19 protein-coding genes are annotated in these 25,400 nt (G+C 38.3%); 10 read left to right on the top strand and 9 right to left on the bottom strand.

Annotation, left to right across the window (positions count from 1 at the left end; translation table 11 throughout):
• Positions 1-136: 136 nt before the first annotated feature.
• The 4 genes from CWD90_RS05920 to CWD90_RS05905 all read right to left on the bottom strand — a co-directional run bounded on the left by CWD90_RS05920 (position 137) and on the right by CWD90_RS05905 (position 3,228).
• Positions 137-1,084: a hypothetical protein gene (locus tag CWD90_RS05920; RefSeq protein WP_103475016.1), complete on the bottom strand. Its 948-nt coding sequence runs from the start codon at positions 1,082-1,084 to the stop codon at positions 137-139.
• A gap of 85 nt (positions 1,085-1,169) precedes the next feature.
• Positions 1,170-2,141: a phosphatase PAP2 family protein gene (locus CWD90_RS05915; protein ID WP_103475015.1), complete on the bottom strand. Its 972-nt coding sequence runs from the start codon at positions 2,139-2,141 to the stop codon at positions 1,170-1,172.
• Positions 2,142-2,301: 160 nt separating this feature from the next.
• Positions 2,302-2,688 carry an iron chaperone gene (locus CWD90_RS05910; protein ID WP_103475014.1) on the bottom strand — a complete coding sequence of 129 codons (387 nt, stop codon included), beginning with the start codon at positions 2,686-2,688 and terminating at the stop codon, positions 2,302-2,304.
• Positions 2,689-2,799: 111 nt separating this feature from the next.
• Complete coding sequence (locus CWD90_RS05905; RefSeq protein WP_192877995.1) at positions 2,800-3,228, bottom strand: VOC family protein; 429 nt, start codon at positions 3,226-3,228, stop codon at positions 2,800-2,802.
• A 774-nt stretch (positions 3,229-4,002) separates the two neighbouring features.
• On the opposite strand from CWD90_RS05905, the gene CWD90_RS05900 reads away from it, so the two are divergent.
• The 5 genes from CWD90_RS05900 (at position 4,003) to CWD90_RS05880 (ending at position 11,699) form a co-directional block, all read left to right on the top strand.
• Positions 4,003-4,707 carry a LytR/AlgR family response regulator transcription factor gene (locus CWD90_RS05900; RefSeq protein WP_103475012.1) on the top strand — a complete coding sequence of 235 codons (705 nt, stop codon included), beginning with the start codon at positions 4,003-4,005 and terminating at the stop codon, positions 4,705-4,707.
• Between the two features lie 501 nt (positions 4,708-5,208).
• Complete coding sequence (locus CWD90_RS05895; protein ID WP_103475011.1) at positions 5,209-5,607, top strand: hypothetical protein; 399 nt, start codon at positions 5,209-5,211, stop codon at positions 5,605-5,607.
• Between the two features lie 71 nt (positions 5,608-5,678).
• The gene (locus CWD90_RS05890) at positions 5,679-10,016 is read left to right on the top strand and encodes a CusA/CzcA family heavy metal efflux RND transporter (RefSeq protein WP_103475010.1); all 4,338 of its coding nucleotides are present in this window, start codon (positions 5,679-5,681) and stop codon (positions 10,014-10,016) included.
• Between the two features lie 10 nt (positions 10,017-10,026).
• Positions 10,027-11,196 carry an efflux RND transporter periplasmic adaptor subunit gene (locus tag CWD90_RS05885; RefSeq protein ID WP_103475009.1) on the top strand — a complete coding sequence of 390 codons (1,170 nt, stop codon included), beginning with the start codon at positions 10,027-10,029 and terminating at the stop codon, positions 11,194-11,196.
• A 71-nt stretch (positions 11,197-11,267) separates the two neighbouring features.
• Positions 11,268-11,699 carry a YybH family protein gene (locus CWD90_RS05880; RefSeq protein WP_103475008.1) on the top strand — a complete coding sequence of 144 codons (432 nt, stop codon included), beginning with the start codon at positions 11,268-11,270 and terminating at the stop codon, positions 11,697-11,699.
• Between the two features lie 29 nt (positions 11,700-11,728).
• Here the strand turns inward: CWD90_RS05880 and CWD90_RS05875 are convergent, their stop codons facing one another.
• From CWD90_RS05875 to CWD90_RS05860, 4 genes are all read right to left on the bottom strand, one after another.
• Positions 11,729-12,979, bottom strand: coding sequence for an NAD(P)/FAD-dependent oxidoreductase (locus CWD90_RS05875; protein ID WP_103475007.1), 1,251 nt, complete (start codon positions 12,977-12,979; stop codon positions 11,729-11,731).
• Position 12,980: 1 nt separating this feature from the next.
• The gene (locus CWD90_RS05870; RefSeq protein WP_103475006.1) at positions 12,981-13,988 is read right to left on the bottom strand and encodes a 4-hydroxyproline epimerase; all 1,008 of its coding nucleotides are present in this window, start codon (positions 13,986-13,988) and stop codon (positions 12,981-12,983) included.
• A gap of 4 nt (positions 13,989-13,992) precedes the next feature.
• Positions 13,993-15,576, bottom strand: coding sequence for an aldehyde dehydrogenase (NADP(+)) (locus CWD90_RS05865; protein WP_103475005.1), 1,584 nt, complete (start codon positions 15,574-15,576; stop codon positions 13,993-13,995).
• 93 nt (positions 15,577-15,669) lie between these two features.
• A complete protein-coding gene (locus CWD90_RS05860; RefSeq protein WP_103475004.1) occupies positions 15,670-16,590 on the bottom strand; it encodes a dihydrodipicolinate synthase family protein in 921 nt (306 codons plus the stop codon).
• Between the two features lie 316 nt (positions 16,591-16,906).
• Here CWD90_RS05860 and CWD90_RS05855 point away from each other — a divergent pair, with 316 nt between their 5' ends.
• The 5 genes from CWD90_RS05855 to leuB all read left to right on the top strand — a co-directional run bounded on the left by CWD90_RS05855 (position 16,907) and on the right by leuB (position 23,738).
• Positions 16,907-18,469 (top strand): M28 family peptidase, encoded by a 1,563-nt coding sequence (locus tag CWD90_RS05855; RefSeq protein ID WP_103475003.1) that lies wholly within the window; start codon positions 16,907-16,909, stop codon positions 18,467-18,469.
• A gap of 336 nt (positions 18,470-18,805) precedes the next feature.
• Complete coding sequence (gene leuC, locus CWD90_RS05850) at positions 18,806-20,212, top strand: 3-isopropylmalate dehydratase large subunit (protein WP_103475002.1); 1,407 nt, start codon at positions 18,806-18,808, stop codon at positions 20,210-20,212.
• 164 nt (positions 20,213-20,376) lie between these two features.
• Complete coding sequence (gene leuD / locus CWD90_RS05845; protein WP_103475001.1) at positions 20,377-20,973, top strand: 3-isopropylmalate dehydratase small subunit; 597 nt, start codon at positions 20,377-20,379, stop codon at positions 20,971-20,973.
• 127 nt (positions 20,974-21,100) lie between these two features.
• Positions 21,101-22,642 (top strand): alpha-isopropylmalate synthase regulatory domain-containing protein, encoded by a 1,542-nt coding sequence (locus CWD90_RS05840; RefSeq protein ID WP_103475000.1) that lies wholly within the window; start codon positions 21,101-21,103, stop codon positions 22,640-22,642.
• A gap of 40 nt (positions 22,643-22,682) precedes the next feature.
• Complete coding sequence (leuB, locus tag CWD90_RS05835; protein ID WP_103474999.1) at positions 22,683-23,738, top strand: 3-isopropylmalate dehydrogenase; 1,056 nt, start codon at positions 22,683-22,685, stop codon at positions 23,736-23,738.
• 125 nt (positions 23,739-23,863) lie between these two features.
• On the opposite strand, the gene CWD90_RS05830 is transcribed toward leuB, so the two are convergent.
• Positions 23,864-25,060 carry an MFS transporter gene (locus CWD90_RS05830; protein WP_157941167.1) on the bottom strand — a complete coding sequence of 399 codons (1,197 nt, stop codon included), beginning with the start codon at positions 25,058-25,060 and terminating at the stop codon, positions 23,864-23,866.
• Between the last annotated feature and the right edge of the window lie 340 nt (positions 25,061-25,400).

The raw sequence follows: 25,400 nt of genomic DNA, 5'->3' as shown, positions 1-25,400 counted from the left end.
CTAAACATAATATAACTTGTTTAATAACAATATGTTGAAGTATATTTATTAAAGCTATAGTCTAATAACTAAAAGTAGGATTAACATAGCTTGTTTCAATTACATTTGCCGTTGCCAAAAGGTGTCTTGGCGGGAATTACGACTTAACTTCTTTTGAATCTTGTGTTGGGTAATATTTTATTTTTCTGGTTTTGTAAGTGTTGTCTGGTGTAATGATCTGCTTTATCCAGTTGCCGGATTCATGACTGTCATATTGGTAAATAAATTCCTGAATCGTTGTTGACTTGCTTTTTGTGGATTTTAAGGTGATCAGCATTCCTTGAAGGTTGTAGGTGTAGATATTGCTCTCGCTTGGAGTAAATGTTTTTTGATTTACATCATATGTGAACTTTTTTTCAGATATCAATTTGTTATTGTTGTTATAGGTTTGTTCTAGCGCTTTCTGCGGTTGGTCGTTCAAAAATTCCTTCGTCAGAATTAATTTGTGAACAGTATTATCTTTTCCTTTGACTTTTGAGGTCCTGATGGATTTGAAAACAATATCATTCAAGTAATAAGTCTCTGTAAACTCGCCTTTATATGCCTCATATTTTACAGCTGTTTCATCAATGCCGCTGTCATTAGTCCGTTTTATTGTTGAGAGTTTGCCGTCATCTCCGTAGTGATATTCGTATTGATCTAAAAATTCTTTGTTGTAAGAAACTATTTTTTCAGTGATTTTTTTCCCGTCTATGGTGTCCAGTTCATAGAAATTGGCAATGGAAGTATTTTTAACAAAATCCCCATCCCGATAGTTTTCAACGCGTTTTTCCACTAGTGCGCTTCCATTTAGCTTATATAATGTAATGTCGTAATCAGTATCGCTATAACGCGTAACTGCCTTGATTAAAAATCCCTCTTCGCTGAAGTCGTACTCTTCCTTTCCGTAATCGGTTGACACCAAACATGATTTAACGGGGCCTTTTAAGTCGAAATCTTGAACTGTGAAAACTTTAATTTCTTGGGCGAAAAGCCCTATTGGGAAAGTAAATCCCAAAATGTTGGAAATACAAATTAAAATAGTGAGCATGTAATTTTTCATCATACCTCAAAATTAGTCTATAAAAAGTCATAATAAAAACTAAAACCCAACATTGCGAAAGCCTAGCACGGTTACTTGTGTTATTTCTTCAAAAATTGAATGTAATTCCCATAGTAGTAAGCCGAGAGTTCATGTTGAAGTTAAAATCGGTTTGAATTTTTGGTTTATTCATAGCGCCAATAACGTCGGCTTTATCTTTTTTGAAGATTCGTCTATTGGCTGCATTTTTTCCAATGACATAACCAATTAAAATTGCCAAGGGGTAATCAGATATCCAATGTACCTTGCTGCTTATCATTTCAAAAGCCATAATTCCCATTAGGGAATAGCCAACTGGTTTGATCCATCGTATTTCCGGATAGTTTGTGGCTATTACTGTTATCGTCGCCATAAAGGTGGCAACGTGTCCAGAAGGCATAGCATCATAATTGGGGGTATTGTTTTGGTATGCCTTAAAACTGGGGAAAGGAGTCCAGTGTCCCCCTGGGTGGCCGGCCTCCATGGCTCTATTGGGGCTTTGTCTACCAGTTAACCTTTTTATGGTTTGTGTAACAATTCCGACAGATAATAACACTTCAACCAATTCATTTGCCGTATTAAGTGCCCTGTAATTATTGGATAATTTCCCAAAAACATAAAAACCACCGCTTAATAAAAGTGTAGTTCCTCCATTGCCTACGTAATAAATGGCCGAGTTGATATCATTGGGTATAACCCTAAAAACGCTAAATAATTTATTGTAAGAATGATCTTCGTCCCATCCTATTGGCTCTCCTAAATCTATACTTAAATCTGTTATTTTCTGGTCAAGTGGTGTTATAGCCGCAGTAGATGCTATGGTGAGACCAGTCCATATTAGGTTTTCCCTTTGTAAAGTAAACAGGCCAAATTGGACAATATCTTTTGGAACAAACCTTATCATATCAAAAAAATCAGGCTTTTTAAAACTATAGGTATGGTCTTCTGAAATTGGGTAGTGCTGTTCCTCCTCTCTCTGGTGTTGTGCGGTTACAACTGCGGAGAAAGCCAGTAAAATAATTATTTGTAGCTTATAGAACAAGGTTCAATCTGATAGTTTATAAATTGAATAAATAAGTTTCTATTACTCCTAAGGCAAGATTTCTTAAATCCAGTAAATGAATTAAAGATGGCTGTCGGCGTCTAATAGAAAACTGTTTTGTTTCTTTGATCAGTACTAGGTTGGTCTGTCTGTTGTGTTCTTATTTATTTTGTGCCTTTGCCATATTCTCTCGGAACCTAAATTTTACAATTTTAGAAATTAAGGCTAGCGGCATGGGTTTGTTGAGTGGAAATTGCACCGATCCCTTCCCTTGCTTGTATATAGCTAGATCTTTCTCAAATTTTTTATGTCCAGTAGGGGTGGCATAGAAACCTATATGATTTTTATAGGCTGCGAAATACACCAATATTCCGTGGAATTTATAAGCTGGCATTTTGTAACTGATCAGCTCTTCTGCCCCAGGAGCAGCTTTTTTTATTGCGCTCCTTAGTTCTTCCAGAACCTCTTGTACCTCAGAAGGGAAATGGGCAATATAGGTGGTTACATCATTTTCGGCTCCTTTGGATTTATGTCCATTCTTAAACATGTGTTATGAATATTTTGTAAAACTATATTTTTCTGTAAAACACTAAATTTCAACTATTTGATTAATTTGTGTAATTGATTACTTTAAGAATGTTTGTCATTTTTTAGAGATTCATTTGGATTGTTTCAAAGGATAACTGATCATCCATCGAATGCTAAACTTATCAATAAAACTTCCAAAATAATCGTCCCAAAACATGTCGGCCATTTCCATTTCAATATTCCCTCCCTTGGAAAGACCATTGAATAATCGGTCGGCCTCATTTTTGCCATCCGTTATTAGCATTACATAAGTTTGGCTGCCCGGTTGCAGTATTGGCCCCACGGAAGGCATTATATCGGAAGCCATTAAAAGGGTGTCATTTCCAATGGGAAGCGCTATGTGCATAGTACGGTTTTTATCTTCCGTAGAGAGGTTGTCACCTCCTGGAACCTCTGACATTTTCATATTGGCCAAAAATTCGCCTCCAAAAACGGATTTATAGAAAATAAAAGCCTCTTCAGCATTGCCATCAAAATTTAAATAAGGATGTACTTTCATGATATTGGTTTTTGTAATCTGTTAGTTCTAGTAAAATACCTTCGATAAGTTTATTTAATTTTGGGCGAAACCTGTTGAATACAGTTACAGGAAAAAGAATTACAACATTATTATTACAAACAAAAAACTTCCTAGGTGTTTAGTTTCGTTATGCAAGGGGTTTGGTGAAAATCCATTACATCTGATAACATTATCACTTTCTCTAAATCCCTTACAGTAAGATTTAACCAAAATTGATTTATTTTCATTTATGGATATTAATATTAATTATGGTGATATTTTTTATAATTTATGATGTGCCATTATAAAGATAATCGAAAATTATCACAACTAATAGGCCGGCTTACCTCTATATTCTGGGTTGAATTTGTTATTCATTTTATTTTTTTTTGCTCAATGAGTCAGAATAAAAGGCTGGTAGTATGAAAAACCAGTTAAGAAGCTCCCGCACTGTATTTAAGTTTAAGATAAATATGGTAAAGCCCTTTGAATTCTAGTGTAATATCTCATTTAAGCTAATAAAAAGACTTAATAAGATAGTGGATTTTGAATTTTTAATCCACATTTGCAGTATATATAATTTATAATCGTTTAGGTTTATTTTTATTATAACATACTGTATATTTGTTCCTTATAAGATGCCAAACACTAACCATAGGCATTAGAGTAATTGTTGTTCTTGTTCCTGTTAGGGGCGAGAAAACCAGGACTGAACTTTGCTATTTGGCATGAGTCTACTTTAATGGCATATGATGGTTTGTTTAAATTTCGACCATGAAAAAAACTAAATTAAAATGCATTTTAATAGATGATTCCTCGGTTCAACGCCGGGTGGTTTCCAAAATTATAAAGGAACATTCCAAACTTGATCTTATTAACGAATTTGATAATGGCCTGGCCGCCAAAAGTGTTATAGATAGCAATACTGTAGACTTGATTTTTTTAGATATAGAAATGCCCGGTTTTGATGGTTTTGATTTACTTGAATCTTTGGATCACAAACCACAGGTAATCCTTATTTCTGGCAACCCTAATCACGCCATGAAGGCATTCGACTACGATGTTACGGATTATTTGCAGAAACCTTTGGATAAAAGTCGGTTTGATGTTTCAATTAAAAAAGCGATTAATAAATTTGAGCTTCAAAATGCAGAGGAGATTAAGCCAGAGTATATTTATGTTAATAGTAACCTGAAAAAGGCTAAGTTATTCATGAATGATATATTATGGATAGAAGCATATGGTGATTATGTAAGAATCATCACTAACGAGAAAAAGACATTGATTCTCTCTACCATGAAAGCGTTTGCGAAACAGTTGCCCAAAGATAAATTTCTTAGGATCCACAAATCCTACACGGTAAATCTTGAAAAGATTGAAAACTTTAATGGATCTACAGTGGAAATAAATGGACAGGTTATTCCTTTAAGTAGGCATAAAAAAGAGGCCTTAATTGAAGCCTTGGTGGTAATAGAATAACAGTTTTTTAATAAATAAGGCAGCAGATTTTAGGTTGACTCATATTTTATTGAAAAGCCTTGGTCAAAATTTCGACCACGGTAGGTTCATTTTCATCCAAATCCTTACATGTTTTTCTAAGTTTTTGTAATTCTATCTTCATTGCCTGAATTTGCTCCAGGTACTTTAGATCATTATAGGTGTTATGCAAAACCTTAGGACCCTTGTAAAGGTCTTAAAATTCCCTTGTTGGGGCAGATACTTCGGCTGAACTTCCCTTTTTCTCTAACCCTTGTCCATTGGTCATCCCAATATAGGCCGTACGCCTTCACAAATCGGATATGAAACTGCAGTTATTGGAAAATGGCATCTTGTTGGGCAAACCGAAGGATTTGATTATTTTTATGTTTTTTAGCTGGACTTTTGGGCAATATGCTAATGAATATTTTTATTATAGTAACCAAAGCTTGGGCGAGGTTAAAATACTTTATAAGAAAAATTATATTTACCTTTACAATATAGATGAGTAAAATATTTTCCATAGCGATATCACTCCTACTTCTTATCCAAAGTTTTAACTTGGATATGGTAGACGTTGCCCAATTGGATGATTTTTTAACGCACGCCCAATTTCATAAGCAAAAATATGGGGATAATTTATTTGTGTTTATTTCCAAACACTATGGAGAGCTTAAAAAGCAACATGATCTAGAACATAGGGAAGAACACAAGGATCATGAAAATTTGCCTTTCGATCATCAAACCTGTTCCCATTTCTCTACGGCCTTTGTTCTGAACGGAGCTGATTTTACAGTGCCTAAGACTGCACAAGTGGCAGACACATCTTCAAACTTTTTTTACCAAGAGTCTTACTACCTGATACAGAATTCTGATATCTTCCAGCCTCCCAAGGCCGCATAATTCAATACTGATACAAATTATTATTTAACAAGCTGTTTTACAATGGCTTGAAATCTTTTTATCTAAGAATTATGTTATCCAATATTATACAATTCAGTGTAAAGAATAAATTAATTGTTCTTTTGTTCACTCTATTCATTATAGGTTTTGGACTATTTTCCTTAACTCAAATACCAATCGGCGCCGTGCCGGACATTACCAATAATCAAGTACAGGTAATTACCACCTCGCAAAATTTGTCGACCCAGGATATGGAGCAATTCATAACCTATCCCGTTGAGCTGGAAATGGCAAATTTACCAGGAGTAGTTGAAATACGGTCAGTTTCTAAATTTGGGCTTTCAGTGGTTACCATAGTCTTTGAGGACAAAATGGGCACCTATTTGCCTAGACAGTTGATTGCCGAAAAATTAATATCTGCTTCAGAGAAGATTCCAGAAGGATTTGGTACTCCGCAAATGGGACCAATTACGACAGGTCTTGGTGAAATTTATCAATATATTCTGGATACAAAGCCAGGTTATAAGGACAAATACACTGCTATGGATCTCCGAACCATTCAGGATTGGGTGGTTAAGAGGCAGCTTTCTGGAATACCAGGTGTAGTGGAGGTGAATACTTGGGGCGGTTATTTAAAGCAATATGAGGTAGCCATAAATACCCAAAAACTGCATGCTATGAACATTACCACTGCCGATATTTTTACGGCCTTGGAAAAAAACAACAGCGTTTCGGGAGGTGGTTACATCGAAAAAGTAAATCAGGCCTACTTTATCCGTGGGGAAGGACTTATTACTTCGCTTGAGGATATTGAAAATATTGCTGTTAAAACCATAAACAACCTTCCTATTTATATAAAGGATATTGCTAAGGTAGGATTTGGTAGTGCTACCCGTTTTGGGGCCATTACCGGGAATGGTGAGGGGGAAAAAGTTCTAGGACAGGTAATGATGCTGAAGGATGCTAATTCCAAAGAAGTCATTGAAGCCGTACATGAACGCATAGATGCCATTTCCAAGACCTTGCCCGAAGGTGTTTTTATCAATGGATTTTTAGAACGAAGTGAGCTTATAGCTAAAACAACCTTTACTGTTGCTGAAAACCTAATTTTAGGCTGTTTGATTGTCATTTTTGTGGTGGTTTTACTGCTTGGGAATCTTCGTTCAGGTTTGGTTGTGGCTTCGGTAATTCCTCTTTGTCTATTATTTGCTCTTTCCATGATGTATATTTTTGGGGTAGATGCCAACCTCATGAGTTTAGGGGCTATAGATTTTGGTATAATTATAGATGGAGCGGTTATTATAGTAGAATTCATAGCCTTTCAAATAACAGAAAAAAAAGGACAATTACAAGTGCTTGGGGCTAAGGACCGACAGGTTTTGAAGAATGAAATTACATTTAATGGAGCTTCCAAAATGATGAACTCGGCCATTTTTGGGCAGTTGATTATCCTCATCGTATTTATTCCCATTTTATCATTAAGTGGTGTAGAGGGCAAAATGTTTAAACCTATGGCCCTTACCTTCAGTTTTGCATTAATAGGTGCAATGATTTTCTGTTTCACCTATGTTCCGGTGGCGGCCTCACTGTTTATCAAGCCTTCTACCCTATCCCCAAAAAACATTTCTGTTCGCCTAATGGGTTTTCTTAATAGATCCTATGAACCCATTATTAGATGGGCATTGAAAAAGAAAAAATTGGTTTTAACTATAGCTGTCTTTCTTTTGGGCAGTTCCATTTATTTATTTACAACTATGGGAGGCGAATTTGTACCTACCCTAGATGAGGGGGATTTTGTAATTCAACCCGTTTTAAAAACGGGTACATCCTTGAGCCAGACTGTTGAAATTACAACGAGGATAGAACAGATTCTTTTGGATAATTTTCCGGAAGTAAAACAGGTGGTTACTAGAATTGGTGCGGCAGAAGTTCCTACGGACCCCATGTCTATGGAAGAAAGTGATGTTATTATCATCCTGAAGTCCAAAAAAGAATGGGTTTCTGCAGAGAGTAAAGATGAACTAGCCGATAAATTCAAGGAAGCACTGGCGGTAATCCCAGGGATGGAGGTAGAATTCACCCAGCCTATTGAGATGCGCTTTAATGAGCTTATTACTGGTGTTCGTGCAGATATTGCCGTTAAAATTTTTGGTGAAGACTTGGAAATCCTTAATAAAAAAGGGAATGAAATAAGAAACCTGATTAAGAATGTAGATGGGGCTGCGGATATTATGGTCGAGAAAGTTGCCGGCCTTCCTCAAATGAACGTAAAATTTGACAGGGCAAAGATTGCTAGGTATGGCCTTAATATTGCCGACTTGAATGGTCTGATCTCAATGGGGTTTTCGGGTACTAACTTGGGGAGTGTATTTGAGGGTGAAAAACGATTTGACCTAACTTTAAGGTTGGACCAAAGTAGTAGGCAAGACATCTCCAATTTAAAAAACTTGTATGTGGATACTCCTTTTTCTGGTAAGATTCCTTTAGGCGAGTTGGCCCAAATTTCCTATACTACTGGAGCAGCCAAGATTTCAAGGGATGATACCAAGCGCAGGATTGTGGTTGGGATTAATGTGAGGAACAGGGACCTTCAATCCGTTGTGGATGATGTTCAAAGCCTCATAAAGGCAAATGTGAAGCTGCCTACCGGCTATACAATTACTTACGGAGGACAGTTCGAAAATCTGCAAAGTGCCAAGGACCGTTTAAAAATTGCGGTCCCAGTAGCGTTGATCCTTATCCTTATTATGCTCTATTTTGCATTCGATTCTATTAGGGAGGCTCTGATTATTTATTCCGCAATTCCGTTAGCTGCCGTAGGAGGCATCTTATTGCTATTTGTCAGGGACATGCCGTTTAGTATTTCTGCAGGAGTAGGCTTTATTGCACTTTTTGGTATTGCCGTACTTAATGGAATAGTATTAATAGAACATTTTAAAGAACTAGAACTTAAGGGTATGAAAAATTCTGATGAGTTAATTATCCAAGGCTCAAAAGATCGTTTAAGAGCCGTTTTACTTACTGCATCCGCTGCCGCATTAGGATTTCTGCCAATGGCTATTTCCACCAATGTTGGAGCAGAGGTCCAAAGGCCACTTGCCACCGTGGTTATCGGGGGTCTCATTACTGCCACTATATTGACGTTAGTGGTACTGCCTATCCTCTACTCCATATTTCGTTTGAATGATAAGCAGGAAGTGATCAAACCCAAAGGAAACTCCAAAATCCTAAGCGTGGTAATCCTATTTTTTGTTTGTGCCACAGCAGTTCAGGCACAGGAGGAAGGACTTAATTATGATGAATTACGTACTCTGGCCCTTAAGGGTAATTCTGGTTTAAGAGCTTCAAGCCTGAGAGTGGATGAATCCAAGGCACTGATCGGGAGTGCCTTCAATTTTGACAAGACAGAGCTCTACTACCATTACGATCAAAATAACTTAGCTTTTAACGACAAACCTTTGGAGGTATTCGGAGTACAGCAGAATTTCCTTTTTCCAACTGTATATTTTGCAGGAAAAGGTGTTAATAAGGCCAATTATCATATAGAAAGTAGCAACTATGAGTTAAAAAAGCAAATTCTGCAACAGGCATTGGCATCCAATTATCATGAGCTGCAATATGCCAGGCAAAAGGAAAAGACCTATAGTGAATTGAATGCGCTATATGAACGGTTTTCCTACTCTGCACAACGAAGGTTTGAGCTGGGCGAAAGTAATTATTTGGAGAAAATAACGGCACAGGCCAAGCAAATGGAGCTTCAGACACTTTATAAAAAAGCTATTGAAGATGCCAAACTGGCCTATCATCAACTAATTAAGACGGTGCAGCCAGATTCTGTATTATTGGTTAAAACCCTGCCAATGGAAAAACTTCGATTAATTGATATTAATATTGAGGAAAATGTTGGTATCACCTATGTTGAAAACAGAATAAAAATGTTCGATGCCAAGAGTATTCTCGAACAACAGCATTTATTGCCGGATCTGAACTTCAATTATTACCAGGGCACCAATTCCACTTTGGGGGACAATCTTTATGGCTTCCAGTTGGGCATTAAAATTCCATTGTTTTTTAGCGGGAATGCTACCAAAATAAAGGCTGCTAAAATAGCCAAGGATGTTTCTCAGGCCGAAGCACAGGATTATAGAATACAGCTTAGGTCTAAATACGAATCCCTTATGGGCCAGTTAAAAAAATATCAAGAAGTTCTTTCTTATTACGAGACCGAGGGTCAAGGTCTTTCCGATGAAATTATAAAAACGGCGACTCTAAGTTATCAGAGCGGGGAAATAGACTTTTTTCAATATATCCAAAGTATGGAAAACGGGTTTAATATTACCCTGTCCTATTTGGAGAATCTAAATGCTTATAATCAAACGGTCATTGCAATTAATTTCATAAACCTATAAAATAAAAATTATGTCACGTATACTATATATCCTCTTTTTAACAGTCCTCTTGTTTAATGTTTCTGCCTGTGGAGATTCAAACACTAAAAATAATGTAACTGAAAGTGCTGGAGAAAGTACGCAACTGAAAAATACCATAAGGATTACAAAAGCCCAATTTGAAGGTGAAAACATGGAGTTGGGAAGTCTTAGTCAGCAAAATTTTCCCGTAGTCATTGAGGTTTCGGGTACTATAGATGTCCCTCCTCAAAACAAGGCGGTAGTTAGTGCCATGGCTGGTGGCTATATAAAAAGAACTCCTTTATTGATAGGAAACAAGGTGAAAAAAGGGCAACCATTACTTACTTTGGAAAATCCGGAATTTATTCAAATTCAACAAGAATATTTGGAGAACTTTGAACAACTTAACTTTCTTAAGTCTGAATTTGATAGACAGAAAAGCCTGTTCGCTGAGAAGATAACTTCACAAAAGAATTTTTTAAAAGCAGAGAGCGAATACAAACGGAACCTTGCAAGGTATAATGGTTTGAAACAAAAACTTAAAATGCTACATATTTCTCCAGAAAATGTGGAAAAAGGAATATTGGTATCGGAGACAACCATTTATGCGCCTATAGATGGTAGTATTACCAAAGTGAACGTTAGTAAAGGCATGTATGTTTCGCCTTCGGATGAAATTATGGAAATTATCAATACCGATCATATTCATTTGGAATTATCCGTTTTCGAAAAGGACATTATGAAAATTAAGAAAAGTCAAAAAATACGATTTAGGATTTCGGAAGCCTCCGAGGAATATTACGAAGCCGATGTGTATTTGGTTGGCACCTCCATTGATGCTAATAGCAGGACGGTAAAGGTTCACGGTCATTTGCATGATGATGAAAACCATAATTTTGCTGTTGGTATGTTTGTAGAGGCTGATATTATTACCGAAAATAAAAGTATTTTGGCCTTGCCCAGCGAGAGCGTAGTTGGTCTGGATAACGTCCAAAATGTTTTAATTCTGTCTTCTGAAGGGAAAGAAGGGTATTCTTATGAGACTAGGGCTGTAAAGACAGGAGATACCTATAATGGGTATATTGCCATAACAGATATGGGTGAATTAAAGGATAGTGATCAGGTAATTGTTAAGGGAGCATTTAATCTATTGGGTGAGTCTTCGGCTCATGATCACTAACCAAGTAGCTATCTTTTAAATAGTTGGATGTTTTATCTTAATTTGCATTCTAAACCTATTAATTCCAAATCATGAAGGAGATTGTACTTATGTCCGTTTTGTTCTGTTTAACAGCTTGTGGTAGCCCTACTTCAGAGCAAGAAGACATTGCTGCAATAAAAAGCGTAATGGAGGTTCAGAAAAAGGCATGGTCCAGTTATGATTTGGAAACTTTTATGGGGACCTATGTCAATTCGGATTCACTTACGTTCTTCAGTGGTGGGTCTGTAACTCAGGGATGGCAAAGTACTTTGGCCAATTATATAAAGAGATATCCCACAGAGGAACATACGGGTACTTTGGATTTTACACTCCATAATATTACAAGGATAAATGAAGATGCCTATTGGGTTATGGGTGAATATCATTTAACAAGAAACATAGGAAATGCCAAAGGTACCTTTATGGTTATTTTCAAGAGAATTTATGGGGAATGGAAAATTGTAGCGGATTCATCATGTTGAGACCTACGCTATGGTTCTACTATTAAATACTAGAATTTTCTATTTGGGGAAAAGCCAGCAATATCCATAACAGGTTTTTTGTTCGATATTATTTCCGAGACCAATTGTCCTGAAACCGGTCCAAGACTCCAGCCCATCATGGCATGTCCTGTGGCAATGGTTAAATTTTTTAAGGAGGAGCATTTGCCAATGTATGGTAAGCCATCAGGAGAAACTGGGCGAAGCCCACTTTTTGCACCCGCTATTTCCATGTCGTTAATTTCGATGTCCGGATAAAATTCAGTGACTGCTTTGGCTATAGCCTCCACTCGCTGTTTTTTAATGATTTCGTTTATTCCAGAAAACTCCATTGTACCTGCAAATCGGGTATACTCCTTCATAGGAGTCACGGCTACCTTAGCTTCCATTAAAATGGCAGGAATGGTAATCCCTGTTGGGCGCGGTACGTTTATACTGTATCCCTTGCCTGCCTGTATGGGGAGTTTTAGCCTCATTTTTTTGGATAATTTCTCGCTCCAAGATCCTGCCGCCAAAACAATTTCATCGGCTGAATAATCAGACTTGTCTGTGATTACCTTGGTTATTTGATTGTTATTTATCAATAAATCCTTAACCTCTTCTTTGGTCTTGATGATTACACCGCTTCGTCTTAGGTAATCCAGCATTTTCTCCATGAATTCTGTTGGTGTGGTATGTCCATCACACTCATAATGAATAGCCCCTCTAACATCCATGCTCACTTGGGGCTGCAATTTATCCAAAGTATTCTTATCCAAGTAACTTACTTCTAGGCCTAAAAAGGAAGCTTTTTCCGCCACTTGCATTTCATGTTCCCCTTCTGCCTCAGTTTTATATAACATTAATAAGCCCTTTCGTTCCATCTGAAAATCCCCTAAATCCCCAGAATTTTTAATGGCTGTAAAAAGTTCCCTACTTATTAGGTTACTTTCTTTAATTAACGGAATGGCCAGTGCAACCTTTTCCTTTGTGGAAGATTTATGAAAATACCAGGACCATTTAAAAAAGTCGATATCCCATCTGGGTTGCATATAAAACGGACTGGTTGGACTAAACATCCATTTAATTCCTTTTAAAATCATTCCCGGAGAGGCCAGTGGAATAATATGGCTTGGGGTAATAAATCCAGCGTTGACAAAAGAGGCTCCGGAAGTAATATCCGACTTATCCAAAACGGTTACCTGATGCCCTTCTTTATGTAAAAAATATGCAGAGCAGAGTCCCACTATTCCTCCGCCAATGATCAAAACGTTTTTTCCCATACTAAATTACCTGAAATCCGTGTGCATAAGGATCATCATCGTCTATAATGATATTGTTGTACCCGTAGACCTGGGCCCACCCTTGTATACTTGGGATTATGGCCATCTTGCCGGACAACCTAGTTTCTTCTTCCACCTGTCCTATAAATTGAGATCCAATAAAACTTTCGTGAATAAAATCTACTCCTACCCCTAATTTGCCCTTGGCGTGCCATTGCGCCATTCGCGCTGAAGTACCTGTGCCGCAGGGTGATCTATCTATAGCCTTGTCCCCATAGAAAACGGCATTTCTTGCTGTGGCCTCTGGGGATATAGTACTGCCTGTCCAAAGGATGTGGCTAACGCCGTTGATAGTAGTATCCTCTGGATGGATAAAGTAATCAGGGTATTTTAGATTGATCCTTTCTCTAATTTCTTGACTGTATTGTATCAATTTACTCGCGGAATATTCCTGAATGCCCTTGAAATTTTTTTGGGGATCAAAGATTGCATAATAGTTGCCCCCATAGGAAACATCGAAAATTAGTTCCCCTAGATCCGTACAATTTATGGTGAGTTCTGAGGCAGCCAAATAGGATTTGACATTAGTCAATTTTACCCAATCCACTTTTTTTCCAGTCTGCTGGTATTGGATCTTCACCAAACCCGCAGGGGTTTCCATACGGATCTTGCCCGGTACCTTAGGGGAGAGTAAACCCTCCTCAATCCCAATGGTTATGGCGCCGATCGTTCCATGTCCGCACATGGGAAGACAACCACTTGTTTCTATAAAAAGGATGCCAAAATCGTTTTCAGGGTCGGAAGGCGGGTAAAAAATACTGCCGCTCATCATATCATGTCCGCGCGGTTCAAACATTAATCCTTTCCGAATCCAATCGAACTCTTTTAGGAAATGTTGGCGCTTTTCGCTCATGTTATTGCCTAATAAATTAGGCCCTCCCCCGGCAACCACCCTAACGGGATTACCGCAAGTATGGGCATCCACGCAAAAAAAGGTCTTTCTGGCCATTAATCTATATCTTCTGTTTGCTATGCTCTCCGTTTAGGAGACGCATTATTTTTAAAGGATTAATATCTTTCAAGGCCTCAGGCAACAATTCTTGGGGCCAACTTTGAAAAGAGACTGGCCGTACCCATCGTCTTATGGCTGAGGTTCCCACAGAGGTGAATCTACTATCGGTTGTGGAAGGGAAAGGACCTCCATGCATCATGGACGGACAAACTTCTACTCCTGTAGGTACTCCATTAAAAATTATACGCCCTACCCTATTCACCAGGGCACTAACTACCTCTCCGTAAGTTTTTATTTCGGTTTCTGTTCCTAAAATAGTTCCTGTCAATTGCCCTTCCAATTCTTGGGTCACAGTTGCCAACTCTTTTTTATTCTTGCATTGTACTACGATTGAAAATGGTCCAAAAACCTCTCTATGTAAAACGGGGTTGGCTAAAAAATCTTCTGCGGATACGGTTAATACCTTCTGTTGTGCAAAATTAGGAGCTACATTGCCATTATACGAAGCTACTTCTGCAGTCTTTGGTTGGGAAGACAATTCTTTTTTCCCTTTTTCGTAACCTTCATGTATGTTGGGATGTAACATACAAGTAGGTTCCAGTTTTTCTATTTCAGAACCTAAAGCTGTTACAAAATTATCCATGGATGGTCCTTTTATGCCTAGAATAAGCCCTGGGTTGGTGCAAAATTGCCCCGCTCCCAACACAATGGACCCTGCGTATTGGGCCGCCCATTCGGACCCTTTTTGTTCCAAGGCAGATGGTAGCACTATTACAGGATTAATACTGCCCATCTCGGCAAAAACTGGAATTGGCTCTTTTCTTTGGGTAGCCAATCTATAGAGGGCCATTCCCCCATTGGTACTTCCCGTGAAACCAACGCCTTTTACCTTGGGATGCATGGTTAGTAGTTGTCCTACCTCCAAATCACTACTGTTTAGGTTGGAAAAAACGCCATCGGGCATTCCTGTCTTTTTAGCCGCTTCTGCAATAGCAGAGGCTACCAATTCTCCTGTTCCGGCATGCATAGGGTGACTTTTTACAATAACGGGACATCCTGCAGCAAGAGCGCTAGCTGTGTCTCCCCCAGCGGTAGAAAACGCTAATGGGAAATTGCTGGCACCAAATACGGCAATGGGCCCAATAGGAAGTAACATTTTTCTAAGGTCTACCTTGGGTAATGGCTCCCTGTCCGGCTTAGCAGTATCAATAGTAGCCTCTACCCAAGATCCCTCTTCCAATAAAGTGGCAAAAGCACGTAGCTGACCCATGGTCCGCCCACGCTCCCCTTTGGCCCTACCCTCTGGTAATCCTGATTCCTGGACAAAAACTGATATCAATTCATCTCCCAAGGCTTCAATTTCGGTGGCAATGGCCTTTAAAAACGTTGCTTTTTTGCTGTCGGAAAAAGTGCGATATATTTCAAATGCCGCTGCCGCTTTTTCTACCGCAGCATTTACCTCTTCTTGTGAGGCTTCATGGAAAGTCCATTCCGTTGGTTTATTTAACTTTGGATTGAAGGTTGAATACGTTCTACTGTTCTTAGCCGATGTATCTACTCCAATATAGTTTTTCCCTGTAATCATTATGAATATATGTTATAATTATGTGCTCTAAATGAGCTAGTATTTTCTCCACTAAAGTAACACTTTAGCTGGTTTTTCCCAGTTACTTTTAGGTTAAACCAATTCTGTCTTATAATTAGGAAGGGTTGGTCTTGTCTTCATCCCTTCTTCAATAATTTTTAAGACCCTTTCTCTTTCCTCTCCTTGAAGGGGTAGTCTGGGAGCCCTAACTTGTTCTGTTCCAATTCCTGTAGCTACTTCGGCCAATTTTATATTTTGGACCAATTGGGGGTTGATGTCCAATTCCAATAAAGGCAAAAACCATCTGTAAATGGCAAGGGCTTCCTTAATTTTTCCAGCTTTGGCCAAGTTATGTATAGCCACAGTTTCTGCAGGAAAGGCACAGACCAAACCAGCTACCCAGCCGTCTGCACCCATAAGGATACTTTCTAATCCTAAGGTGTCAACCCCTGTAAAAACCTTTAAGCGATTGCCAAATCGATTTTTAATTCTAGTAATATTTGAGATATCACGAGTAGATTCCTTAACGGCCTGAATATTATCCATAGTCAATAACTCTTCAAACATATCCAGGGTTACTTCTATTCCGTAATCTATGGGGTTATTATAGACCATAATGGGTAAATCAGTGCTTTTGGCCACTGACCTAAAATAGGTTATTGTTTCAAAATCATTGGCCTTATAACGCATTGGGGGAAGCATCATTAGTCCACTGGCCCCGTATTGTTCGGCTTTAAAGGCTGCTTCGATAGCCCCTTTGGTAGTTTGTTCCGCAATATTTATGATTACAGGAATGTTTCCATCAACAATCTTTACCGTCTCCTGAATAAGGATTCTTTTTTCGTCGTCGGTTAAAGTGCTAGCTTCACCTAGGGTACCACCTAAAATTATTGCGTTGACCCCAGCCTCCATCTGTGCCCGAATATTAACCTCGAACATTTTTAAATCCAATTCATCTTCTGCCGTGAATTTGGTGGTCACTGCTGGCATAACGCCTTCCCATTTTATTTGCATAGCTATTATTTTTAATGAATTACAAATTTAAGAAAATCACATCTCTTTCAATAAAGCAATATTAGCCAAACTTGAGAGAATATTGACTAATTTAAGGTCTACGTCCATAATAAATGCCAACATAATATTTTATTCGGGTTAAAATTAAAACGTAAGCAAATTCTATGTTCCTGATTATTATTATGTATTGCTGAACTATTTAAACAAAATAAAATAGAGTACTGGCAATACGGCTCACAGTTTTATAAAAATAGTAAGATTGTTTCTTTAGGATTTCCCTATTTTTGAAAATTCTGAAATCATTAAACGTTACTCAATGAAAAAAATACTGTTTGTTGCGTTAGGGCTTTCTTTGGCCTGCAACTCATCGCAAAAAACCATTTCCCAACAGACGGAACCAGTAAAAGCCGTTGCAAATCCTCAGGTTTATGCTGAATCCATTACAGAAGCGGAATTAAAGGAACATCTTTATACCTACGCCTCTGATGAATTTGAAGGTAGGGATACGGGAGAGCCAGGACAAAAGAAAGCAGTGGAGTATTTAATGGCAGAATATGTGCAACTGGGAATTCCAGCCGCCCAATCTGATGGCAATTACTTTCAGAATGTTCCATTGGTTGTTAATCACCTGCCAAAGGGTAGTGTTACCATTAATGGTAAGAAAATTGAAAATGGTGATGGTTTGTTAACCTTTTCCGCAGCCAATGGAAGTTATGATAATATTGCATATGTAAATAATGGTGTGGAAGAAGCAAACTATTCGGATTATGCCGAGATCGATGTAAAGGGGAAAATTGTATTGATGAAAGCAGGGGAACCTGTTAATGCAGATGGCACTTATAAATTATCTGGCACCAATGAAAAGTCTGTTTGGAGCAATATGTCCGAATCTATTGGGAAAAGAATGGAATTGGCATCTAGCAAAGGCGCTATTGGAGTTCTGTATTTTGATGCGGCTAACTATGGTCGTTTCAAAAATAGGTTCAATTTTATGCAAGGTAATGATGGCGGCAGTATGGTCTTAAAGGACGAAGTGGAAGCTGATTTTTTTAACTTTTTTATTGATGCCATGGTGGCGAACGCTATCCTTCCCAATATTTTATCGGAAAATACCTCTAAAAACGTTGCCGCTAAATTGGTTTTGAATATTGAAAGCGATAGCAAAGAAGTGGATTCGGAGAATGTAGTGGCCGTGATTAAAGGTTCCGAAAAGCCAAATGAGTATGTTATTATTTCAGCGCATCTTGATCATGTTGGGGTAAATGATGCAGGTGAGATTTTTAACGGGGCGGATGATGATGGTTCTGGTACGGTTGGACTCTTGGAGATTGCAGAAGCCTTTAAAAAAGCAGCAGATGAAGGCCATGGCCCCAAAAGATCTGTCGTTTTCCTGCATGTAACAGGTGAGGAAAAAGGGCTTCTGGGTTCTAAATACTATGCTGATCATGATCCCATTTTTCCTTTGTCCCAAACTGTTGCCGATTTAAATATTGATATGATAGGTAGAATAGATCCCAAGCGTAAAGGAGATAGGAATTATATCTATTTAATTGGTTCGGATAAATTGAGTACGGAACTTCATGAATTATCAGAAGAGGTGAACAAAAAATATATGAATATTGAATTGGATTATACCTTTAATGATGAAAATGACCCCAACCGTTTTTATTACAGAAGTGATCACTACAATTTTGCTAAAAATAATATTCCTATAATTTTCTATTTTAACGGAACTCATGCCGATTATCACCAACCGGGAGATACTCCGGACAAAATAAATTATGACCTTCTTCAAAATAGAACCAGGTTGGTGTTCTTTACGGCTTGGGAAATAGCAAATAGGGATGCTCGCCTAAAGGTAGATAAGGCAGTTAAGTAGAATAAATTTACATTAGGTTTAGAACGTAGATTAAAAAAAGGTGGCTGAAGCTAATTCAGCCACCTTTTTTTTGTTCCAATTACGGAAATTTTTTAGTGCTAGGTTGGTTTGTAAATTATAATGGATTATGTAGGAATAACCCATCATAGATCACTTGTATCCTATGATAGGTTATATTCGAAACATTCCGCAACATTTATGTTGAACATCGTAATTATTGTTATAATAATTTCAATGATTTATAAGATAGTCTTAATTTTGTATGCTAGTGAAAAAGTGGGCAATAAGCCCTTTTATAAATCAGAAATCTAAGATCATAAATCATAACCCTATAAAATGAAAAAAACGTTATTTGATAAAGTGTGGGATTCCCACGTTGTTCATAAAATCGAAAATGGTCCGGATGTATTGTTTATTGACCGGCATCTGGTTCATGAAGTAACCAGTCCGGTAGCATTTCTAGGCTTAAAAAGTAGGGGTATTCCAGTAATGTACCCAGAGCGTACTTTTGCCACGGCAGACCATAATACCCCGACAATTAACCAGCATTTACCGATTAAGGATCCTCTTTCCGCCAATCAGTTGAAAGCGTTGGAAGAGAACTCGACGGCGCATGGAATATCCTATTGGGGACTTGGGCATGAAAAAAATGGTATTGTTCACGTTGTAGGTCCTGAATATGGAATTACGCAGCCAGGGGCTACTATAGTTTGTGGTGATTCACATACCTCTACCCATGGTGCATTTGGTGCTATCGCCTTTGGTATCGGAACTTCTGAGGTAGAGATGGTTTTGGCTACCCAATGTATAATGCAGCAGAAAGCCAAATCGATGCGTATTAATGTAAATGGCAAACTTAGCATAGGTGTTACTCCAAAAGATGTGGCTTTATATGTAATTTCCAAACTGACTACTTCTGGTGCTACAGGATACTTTGTAGAATATGCCGGAGATGTGTTCACGAACATGACCATGGAAGGCAGGATGACAGTTTGTAACTTAAGTATTGAGATGGGTGCCCGTGGAGGGATGATAGCTCCTGACGAAAAAACTTTCGATTATATTCAAGGACGTGAATTTACTCCGGTTGGTTCAGCCTTGGATACCGCCATGGAATACTGGGAAACACTTAAAACGGATGAGGGAGCGACTTTTGACAAGGAATTAAATTTTGATGCTGCAGATATAGAACCGATGATTACCTACGGAACCAATCCTGGAATGGGTATCGGAATTTCCAATGGTATTCCCATGGCCGAAGCTGTAGAAGGAGGTGTTGCAACTTACAAAAAGTCCCTTCAATATATGGCGTTCAGTGAAGGTGATAATATGATTGGCAAGCCAATCGATTTTGTGTTCTTGGGAAGTTGTACCAATGGACGTATTGAAGACTTTAGAGCCTTCGCTTCCATTGTAAAAGGCAGAAAAAAAGCAGATAATGTTACGGCTTGGTTGGTGCCAGGATCGCATAAAGTGGAATCAGCTATCAAGGAAGAAGGTATTTTGGACATTTTGCACGAGGCAGGTTTTGAATTAAGAGAGCCTGGATGTTCGGCATGTTTGGCTATGAATGATGATAAGGTACCTGCAGGGAAATATGCAGTTAGTACCTCGAACCGTAACTTTGAAGGTAGACAAGGTCCTGGGTCTAGAACACTCTTGGCCAGTCCACTGGTAGCTGCAGCGGCTGCCGTTACTGGAAAGGTAACGGATCCAAGGGAGTTGATGCAAGAATTGGTTTAGTGCATAAAGTACTTTATGCACATTTCAAAAATCGTTGGACTTTAAGTGATACTCCTTTGGAGTAAATCTGGATAAGGTTGAATAAGTCCCAATAATCATAGTAATAAAAAATAAAGTTTAATTTTCGTTTTGCGCTGAGCGCTAAGCACATAAGTATAAATAACATGGCATACGATAAATTTAATATACTTAAAACAACTGGCGTTCCACTTCCCATAGAAAATGTGGATACGGATCAAATTATACCAGCTCGATTTCTTAAAGCAACAGAGCGTAAAGGTTTTGGTGACAACTTGTTCCGAGATTGGCGTTATAATCCTGATAACAGTCCAAAAAAAGATTTCGTTTTAAATGATCCTACCTATAGTGGTAAGATTTTGGTGGGAGCTAAGAATTTTGGATCGGGCTCTTCTAGGGAGCATGCTGCTTGGGCGGTCTATGACTATGGATTTAGGTGTGTAGTATCCAGTTTTTTTGCAGATATTTTTAAAAATAACTGTTTGAATATTGGAGTATTACCGGTTCAGGTGAGTGCCCCATTTTTGGAAAGAATATTTACTGCCATTGAAGCAGATCCAAAAACAGAATTGGTGGTAAACTTGTCAGAACAGACTATTACCTTATCGACTACAGGTGAGGTGGAAAGCTTTGACATCAACCATTATAAGAAAGACAATATGCTTAATGGTTTTGATGATATTGACTACCTATTGAACATAAAAGAGAATATTAGGGAATTTGCCCAAGATACTCCATTATAAATTATTTGGGTTCCCATAAATCTAGCGAAGTGTTTCATGCAACTTACCCTTCTTCTTGCTATGCCTCTGTGGGAGTTTATTTTTTAAGTTATTAGACAATAGTGATACGGTTACTAGTTCTGCATAAATGAAAAGAAGAAAAATTGAAATTATGGACACTACCCTTAGGGATGGGGAACAAACCTCTGGAGTGTCCTTTTCAGCATCTGAAAAACTTACCTTGGCGAAGTTATTGTTGGACGAGTTGAATGTAGATAGAATTGAAGTTGCTTCTGCCAGGGTATCGGAGGGAGAACTTTCCGCTGTGCAACAGATTACCGAATGGGCCATTACAAAAGGGTATTTAGACCGCGTTGAGGTTTTGACTTTCGTTGACGGGGGTGTTTCTATTGATTGGATGAAAAAATCCGGTGCCAAAGTCCAGAATCTTTTAACGAAAGGTTCTATGAACCATTTAACGCATCAACTTAAAAAAACTCCCGAACAACATTTTAAGGAAATCGAAAATACGATAGCCTCGGCGGCCAAAGAAGGGATTGTTACCAATGTGTATTTGGAAGACTGGAGCAATGGTATGCGAAATTCCAAGGAATACGTTTTTCAATTTTTGGATTTTTTGTTTACACAACCTATAAAAAGAGTATTATTACCGGATACTCTGGGAATCTTGACATATAACGAGACTTACGGTTATATATCTGAAATAGTTCAACGTTATCCAAAGATGCATTTTGATTTCCATGGTCATAACGATTATGACCTAAGCGTTTCCAATGTTATGGAAGCTTTAAAAGCAGGTTGCCATGGACTTCATTTAACCGTAAATGGCATGGGTGAGAGAGCAGGAAATGCTCCAATGGCCAGCGCTATTGCGGTAATTAATGATTTTATGCCCGAAATAGAGGTGATGGTAAACGAATCTTCCCTGTATAAAGTTAGTAAGTTGGTGTCTGCTTTTACAGGATTTGGAATTCCTGCCAATAAGCCTATTGTGGGAGATAATGTTTTTACCCAAACTGCTGGAATTCATGCGGATGGGGATAGCAAGAAGAATCTATACTTTAACGATTTAATGCCGGAGCGTTTTGGTAGAAAACGTAAATATGCCTTAGGTAAGACATCGGGCAAAGCCAATATTCAAAAGAATTTACAGGAACTTGGATTAACGCTTAACGACGATGAATTAAAAAAGGTCACTGCCCGTATAATTGAGTTGGGAGATAAAAAGGAAAAGGTCACCAAAGAGGACTTGCCTTATATTATTTCCGATGTATTGGATAGCGATACCTACCATCAGAAAGTTTTTGTAAAATCTTATGTGCTTACCCATTCCAAGGGATTAAAGCCATCCACTACCCTAGCTCTTGAAATTAATGGAGAACTCATAGAGGAACACGCCCAAGGTGATGGGCAATATGATGCCTTTATGAATGCGTTGAGAAAAGTATATAAATCCAAAAAAATGGAATTGCCCATTTTGATAGACTACGCAGTGCGAATTCCACCAGGTAGTAATTCGGACGCCCTTTGCGAAACCATTATAACATGGAAAAGCGATGAAAAAGAATTTATTTCTAGGGGGCTGGACTCCGATCAAACGGTCTCGGCCATTAAGGCAACCGAGAAAATGTTGAATATAATAATCCAAGAGAAACACAAACAATTTTAACCATGCCAGTCGAAAAGCGTTTGGCAAAAAGCAAAAATAAATGAAATTAAAAATTGCCCTTTTAGCAGGAGATGGAATTGGACCTGAAGTAATAGATCAGGCCGTAAAAGTATCCAATGCGATAGCCAAAAAATATAATCATGAGATTAATTGGACCCCGGCACTTACCGGTGCTGCAGCTATTGATGCTGTAGGAGAACCTTACCCTGACGAAACCCATGCCATTTGTGAAGCAGCAGATGCCGTTTTATTCGGTGCCATTGGGCATCCAAGATTCGACAATGACCCCTCTGCCAAAGTGCGTCCAGAACAGGGGTTATTAAAAATGCGTCAAAAATTGGGTCTGTTTGCCAATGTTAGACCCACCTTTACTTTTCCTTCACTAATAGATAAATCCCCTTTAAAACGAGAGCGCATTGAGGGAACGGATTTGATTATTTTAAGGGAACTTACAGGAGGAATCTATTTTGGTAAAAGAGGTAGGGAAGATAATGGAAATACGGCCTACGATACTTGTACCTATACTAGGGCTGAAATTACACGATTGGCCAAGAAGGGTTTTGAATTGGCTATGACCAGATCAAAGAAACTATGTTGTGTAGATAAAGCCAACGTTTTGGAATCTTCCAGATTATGGAGAGAAACGGTACAAGCTATGGAAAAGGATTATCCTGAAGTTACGGTTTCCTATGAATTTGTTGATGCAGTTGCAATGAGATTGGTACAGTGGCCAAGTTCCTATGACGTTATTATCACTGAAAATCTTTTTGGAGATATTTTAACGGATGAGGCTTCTGTAATATCAGGATCTATGGGGTTAATGCCATCGGCTTCCGTGGGAAACAAAGTTAGATTATATGAGCCTATTCACGGATCTTATCCACAGGCTGCAGGAAAAGATATTGCCAACCCACTGGCCACTGTACTTTCAGCAGCTATGATGTTCGAGGATTTCGATTTAAAAGAAGAAGCCCAAGCTATCAGGGATGTAGTAAACAAGTCCTTGGCAGAAGGAGTGGTTTCAGAAGATTTATCAGAAGGTGGTAAAGCTTATAAAACTAGTGAAATAGGTGATTGGTTGGCAGCGCACATTTAATGGATAACTTTTAAACCGTTGCTTATCTAATTGGCTATTCAATTATCAACTAAAAAAATCCCCTATAATGACTTTCATTATAGGGGATTTTTATATCCAATCAGGTTTTAAGCTAAAGATTTCAATTAGGAGTTAAACGCCATTTTTCTTTTGGTGTTAACAGCTCTACTCTTGGAAAAAACTATTATCAAGACCGCAATAATTATACCGGTTCCTGCCATAACCGCACCGACCAAACTGGCGGATGTAAAACCATATCCCATGGCAATAGGCAATCCGGCAAAGAATGCACCGGATGCATTACCCATATTAAAGGCACTTTGATTCATGGAAGATCCCAGCATTTCTGAGCCTTTGGATGCTTTAATTATAGCCAATTGAATGGGGGTTCCTACCATAAAGGAAACGATTCCAATTATAAAAGTCAAAATTAGAATGGCTACTGGATTTGCCGCTACCATTGAATTGATTACCAGTACCATAACCATTAAGGATAGACTGATGATCACTGCTCTCAATGGGCTAAATATCTCAGCCATTTTGGCGCCAATAAAGTTACCGAACACCATACCCATACCTGCCAATATCATGGCATAACTTACCATACTTTCAGTATGTCCTGATACATTGGTCAAAAGTGGTGCAATATAACTGTACCATGCAAAGAATCCTCCTGTACCGACGGTGGTAAGTAATATAAGCAGCCATATTTCAACTCGTTTAAAAACTTTTAAATCCTGAATAAACCCTTCGGAAGAGGATTTTTCCATTTTTGGAATCCAAAAGTAGATGCTTAACATTGCTATAACACCAACAATCCCTACCAATAGAAAAGATAGGTTCCAGTTATAGTGGTGTCCCAGATACGTGCCTATAGGTACTCCTATTACATTGGCTATGGTGAGCCCTGCAAACATAGTGGCAATAGCTTGGGCCGCTTTTCCTTCCTTTGCTAGTTTTCCAGCCACTACCGCACCAATTCCAAAAAATGCTCCATGTGGTAATCCCGATAGGAACCTTGAAATCATTAATGTGGTATAACTTGAGGAAAAAGCGGAGAGCGTATTGAAGGCAGTAAACCATATCATAAGATATAACAGCACTTTATGTGCTGGCCATTTTCCGCTTAAAGCAGTAAAGGTTGGTGCGCCAACAACAACGCCAAGGGCATAGGCGGAAATGAAATGACCGGCTTGTGGAATAGTTATTTCAAGGGAACTTGCCACATCAGGTAAAATACCCATAATTACAAATTCGGTCATACCTATACCAAAGCCTCCTACCCCTAGGGCAATAAGTGCTTTTTTGTTTGATTTGTCCATACTCATAATATTATTATTTAATGAATTATTACAGCTACAAAATTACTAGAAGGTATTTTCACATTGCTATGGAGAATTATCCTATTTATATGCAATTATATCCAGTAAAAAAAGCGGCAAAAGTAATACTCTTTAGTTTAATGGGTGCGCTTTCATCATGGATAATGTGTTTCTTTGGGAAAGATTTAATATTTAGAAAGTTAATTAGTGGCCCAAAAGTAACGGCCCTTATTGGCCTTAAATTTTTAAATAACTATACGATTTGCCGATAATAACCGTTGATGTCATAGGAAAGTTTTAAAATGATACTTACATATATTTTAGTATTTTTCTTACAATT

The sequence above is a fragment of the Arenibacter catalasegens genome (assembly GCF_002909235.1).
GTDB lineage: Bacteria > Bacteroidota > Bacteroidia > Flavobacteriales > Flavobacteriaceae > Arenibacter > Arenibacter catalasegens.
This window is presented reverse-complemented; position numbering and strand designations above follow the sequence as displayed.